General features: G+C 54.0%; 4 protein-coding genes and 1 pseudogene. 2 read left to right on the top strand and 3 right to left on the bottom strand.

What is annotated here, in order from left to right; all coding sequences use genetic code 11:
- A pseudogene (locus RMO15_RS31290) lies at positions 1 to 285 on the bottom strand (phosphoenolpyruvate synthase); the annotation flags it as partial.
- Here RMO15_RS31290 and RMO15_RS31285 point away from each other — a divergent pair.
- Complete coding sequence (locus RMO15_RS31285; RefSeq protein ID WP_309722587.1) at positions 277 to 783, top strand: hypothetical protein; 507 nt, start codon at positions 277 to 279, stop codon at positions 781 to 783. The pseudogene RMO15_RS31290 and the gene RMO15_RS31285 sit on opposite strands and share 9 nt — an antisense overlap.
- Positions 780 to 1,625 (top strand): IS21-like element helper ATPase IstB, encoded by an 846-nt coding sequence (gene istB / locus RMO15_RS31280; RefSeq protein ID WP_309722583.1) that lies wholly within the window; start codon positions 780 to 782, stop codon positions 1,623 to 1,625. Before RMO15_RS31285 ends, istB begins: the two co-directional genes overlap by 4 nt.
- 42 nt (positions 1,626 to 1,667) lie before the next feature.
- On the opposite strand, the gene RMO15_RS31275 is transcribed toward istB, so the two are convergent.
- Positions 1,668 to 1,955: a hypothetical protein gene (locus RMO15_RS31275; RefSeq protein ID WP_309722581.1), complete on the bottom strand. Its 288-nt coding sequence runs from the start codon at positions 1,953 to 1,955 to the stop codon at positions 1,668 to 1,670.
- Positions 1,952 to 2,308, bottom strand: coding sequence for a hypothetical protein (locus tag RMO15_RS31270; RefSeq protein ID WP_309722580.1), 357 nt, complete (start codon positions 2,306 to 2,308; stop codon positions 1,952 to 1,954). The genes RMO15_RS31275 and RMO15_RS31270 overlap by 4 nt, the downstream gene beginning before the upstream one ends.
- Between the last annotated feature and the right edge of the window lie 140 nt (positions 2,309 to 2,448).

Below are 2,448 nucleotides of genomic sequence, written 5' to 3'. Positions count from 1 at the left end.
GTAAGAACGTGTCAAACGTGCAATCTCTACTTTGTCCGGGCCATCTGGGAGTTGATTAAAGTGAATGAGTGCCATGGGATGAATGCGGATGAACGACGAGATGATGAATTCTTCACGTGCCAGACCAACACCGTCATTGGGAAGGCAGCACAGGGAGAATGCTTTATCCGGGTCTCCCAGATTCATCATCACCTTCGTTCGCGGACGTGAAAGGTTTTTGAGATTAATGGTCGAACGCTGATACTGGAGTTTGCCTTCGTAGACTTTGACGACCTGGTGCTTCAAGAGCAACACTGGCGGCGCGGAGCCAATGCCCGCACTCATGCCACGACAGGCGAGAAGCCTGTCGAGACGTTACTGAGGGAGAAGCTCACCCCCATCAACGACTTCGTTCCTTATGTGCTTGCCATCCGTCATGAACGAAAGGTAGATGCCGAGGGGTTTGTTCGGGTGAAGGGTTCTCGTTACTCGACTCCGCCAGAATGTGTTGGCAAGCGGGTGGTTGTCGCAGTGGGTGAGCAGAGTGTCACAATTCGGTTAGGCGAGGCAATTATCGCGGAGCACCGCCCCGTTCGTGCCGGAGAGAGCTCTTCTCAGAAAGAACATATCGCCGCGTTCTGGAAGCTGGCAACCGCTCAGCCCCGTGCAACCCCTAAACTCAATATCACTGCCGCCAGTGCTCTCACTGTTGAAGTTCGCCCCCTCTCCCGCTACGAAATGTTTGAGGGTGAAAGTCGGGACTTGGGAGACGAAAATGGACAAGTACAAGGAGAAATCGCATGAATGAGAAGAAATCCCCGGAACTCCTTCACTCAGAGCGAGCGGCTCATGGCCTTTCTAGCCTTGGTCTGAGCGTTGCCGCTGAGCATCTGGACACGCTTTGTCAGCAAGCGGCTGCCGGAGACTGGTCGTATACGCGCCTGGTGGCCGAGCTACTTGCAGGCGAAGTCAGTGCTCGGCATAAACGGGCTGTGGAAATTAATCTCAAGTTTTCCAAGTTTCCCCTGCTCAAGAACTTAGACGACTTCGATTTTGCGGCTCAGCCTGGTTTGGATCGTCGCTTGATTGACGAGCTGGCAACGGGCCGTTATCTGAGTGAAGGCAGGAATCTGATTTTCCTGGGGCCACCCGGTGTGGGCAAAACCCATTTGGCTTTAGCCTTGGGGCATCTTGCCTGCACGATGGGCCACCGCGCTTACTTCACCAATGCAATGGAGTTGGCTCGTCGCCTGTCTACAGCTCTTGCGGAGAATCGCCTGAACCGCGAGATGATGAAGCTGGTTCATCCCAAAGTGTTGATCTTGGACGAAGTGGGCTACCTATCTCTGGATGCAACACAAGCTAGCTTGCTGTTTCAGGTGCTCTGCCACCGCTATGACCGTAACCAGTCATTGATTTTGACCAGCAATAAGTCGTTTGGGGAGTGGGGTGAGATCTTTGCTGGTGATGCTGTGATGGCCTCGGCAGCCCTTGACCGCTTGCTTCATCGCTCGACCGTGGTTAACATTCGTGGGGAGAGCTACCGTTTAAAGGAGAAGCGACAAGCGGGTATGCCGGTGGTGGAACCCGTTACTTCCAAAGAGAACCCAGACAGCAAAAAGGAGGGTAAAATGGCCGTGCATTGACCTGGGGTGGCTCAGTTCTTCACGCGGCGTAGTGGCTTACTTTTACACGCGGTTTGACAAGGGCAAAGGTAAAGGAGTCGGTAGCGCTCCACTAGCAAACCAGGCGGCAACCTTCCTCACATCCCCGTGGTTGATCGCACGTCCTGCAATGGGTCGCCAAGAAGCCAGACTCCCTGGAACTGCTTGGAGAGCAGCGTCCTCCAGAAGAAGATGGAACAGAGCGTAGTAGGCTGTCGAGACCGCACGTCGGAGGCTTGCCTGTTTCGGTCGTCCTCGCTCACGCTTCGCAAGATGCTCCGCTTGCTCTAGCAGATCATGCGCCAGACTCATGCAGCAACTGCCGTCTTTCGATGCCTGCGCCGCTCAAGTTTAGCCTTTGTCTCCGCCTCGTCACGATCCAATTCTGTCTGCTCTGATTCCAGACGAAACGTTGCATAGGGAAGGTATCCTGTGCTCGCTATCACCACGGCATCCAGCAGCATATGCTTGTAGTGATTCACCCGGTCAAGATACGCATTATCTGACTTCTCACCGTCTTTTAGCAGCACAAGGATCATCACCGCCGGGTCGCCGCTCCAGTCCTCGGCCAGATGAAAAGACAGCGATGCCACAAACTCGGGCTGGGGCACACTCTCGATTACCGCCGCAATTCGCTGTTTGATACTCTCGTTGCTCTCGTTCATGACGTTATTATATCGTCGTCACAGCTCAGCTCACATCGGGCGTAGAACTCGTATAGCCAAGAAGACCAAGCTCAGAACAAAAGCTATAGCTCCCAATGTCTTTCCTAAACCCGAGTAGGGCTCAAGCCGCTCGGTATTTC

This window comes from Armatimonas sp. (assembly GCF_031410135.1).
Classification (GTDB): Bacteria; Armatimonadota; Armatimonadia; order Armatimonadales; family Armatimonadaceae; genus Armatimonas.
The sequence above is the reverse complement of the archived record's forward strand: the minus strand, read 5'-3'. Positions and strand labels throughout refer to the sequence as shown.